Raw genomic sequence first — 1549 nt, 5'->3', positions numbered from 1 at the left:
CCTCGTCCCAGACACCGTCACACACGATCCGGTGGACCAGAGCGGCGGCGTCGACCGACCCCTCCGGGCCGATCTCGATGACCCCGCCCTCGTCCGCGGAAAGACGCGAACGCAGGATGTCGTGCCGGTCCAGGACCGCGCCCAGCGTCGCCGCCAGACCGTCCCCGTCGATGCCGATCGGGAGTTCGGCCTGGAGCGACATGGAGAACCGGTCGTACCCGCCGCCGAGTTCCCGCATGTACTTCGCGATGGGCAGGAGGGGGACCGAGCCGGTGCCACCGCCCTCGAACTCCTCCAGCACGGGGGCCGTTCCGCTGTCGCTCGCGGCGACCTCCGCCAGCGCGGCGACGGTCCGGCACTCGAAGATCTGCCGGGGCGTGACCTTCAGCCCCTGGGCGCGGGCCCGGGAGACGACCTGGATGGAGCGGATGGAGTCGCCGCCGACGGCGAAGAAGTCGTCGTCGACACCGACCCGGTCCAGGCCGAGGACCTCGGCGTAGACGCCGGCGAGGATCTGTTCGGCCGCTGTGGCGGGTGCCCGGTAGGCACCGCCGGTGAACTCGGGCTCGGGAAGCGCCTTGTGATCCAGCTTGCCGTTGGGCATCAGCGGCAGGCGGTCCAGGACGACGAACGCGGACGGGACCATGAAGTCGGGCAGGTGCTGCGAGGCGTGGGCGCGCAGTTCGGCCGCCTCCATGCCGGACCGGAAGTCGTGGACGTCGTTGTCGCTGGTGAAGGCGGGGACGACGTAGGCGACCAGCTGCTTCACGCCGGAGCCGTGGGCTCCTTCGCGGGCGACCACTGCGGCCTGGCCGACGGCGGGATGGGCGACCATCGCGGCCTCGACCTCGCCGGGTTCGATGCGGAAGCCGCGGACCTTGACCTGGCTGTCGCCCCGTCCCACGTACTCCAGTTCGCCCTGCGCGTTCCAGCGGGCCAGGTCACCCGTGCGGTACATCCGCGACCCGGGCGGCCCGAAGAGATCGGGGAGGAAGCGCTCGGCGGTCAGGTCGGGGCGGCCCAGGTAACCGGCGGCCACCTCCCCCGCGATGTAGAGCTCTCCCGCGACACCTGGGACGACGGGCCGCAGGCCGGGGCCGAGCACGTAGGCGCGCATGTTGCCCAGCGGCCGCCCGATGGGCACGTTGCCGACCCCGTCCCAGGCGTCGTCGGCGGCGATCGTGAAGGTGGTGGCGTAGAAGGACTCGGTCTGGCCGTAGGCGTTGATGATCCGGATGCCCGGCCGGACGTCCAGCAGACGGGTGACCAGCGAGGCGGGCAGCGCCTCGCCGGCGAATACCACCGTGTCCATGCCGACATGGCCGGCGACGTGGTCGAGGAGCTCGGCGAAGGCCGACGGGACGGTGGAGACGATGTGGCCTCCCCACTCCTCGCGCTCGCCGAGGACCAGGACGTCACGGACGATCTCGATCGTCCCGCCGTGGCAGAGGTTGGTGAAGATCTCGAAGACCGAGACATCGAAGTTGACCGACGTACCCGCCAGCGCCATGCGCCCCGGACCCGCCCCGATCAGCCCCGCCAGCCGGGA

Annotated in this window: 1 protein-coding gene; it reads right to left on the bottom strand. The window is 71.5% G+C overall.

The features are described from left to right. Window positions 1-1549 (bottom strand): AMP-binding protein (locus ACFWFI_RS42645; protein WP_387401348.1); only part of this gene is annotated, 1549 nt, incomplete at both ends.

The sequence above is a fragment of the Streptomyces sp. NPDC060209 genome, from assembly GCF_042728155.1.
GTDB lineage: Bacteria > Actinomycetota > Actinomycetes > Streptomycetales > Streptomycetaceae > Streptomyces.
This window is presented reverse-complemented; position numbering and strand designations above follow the sequence as displayed.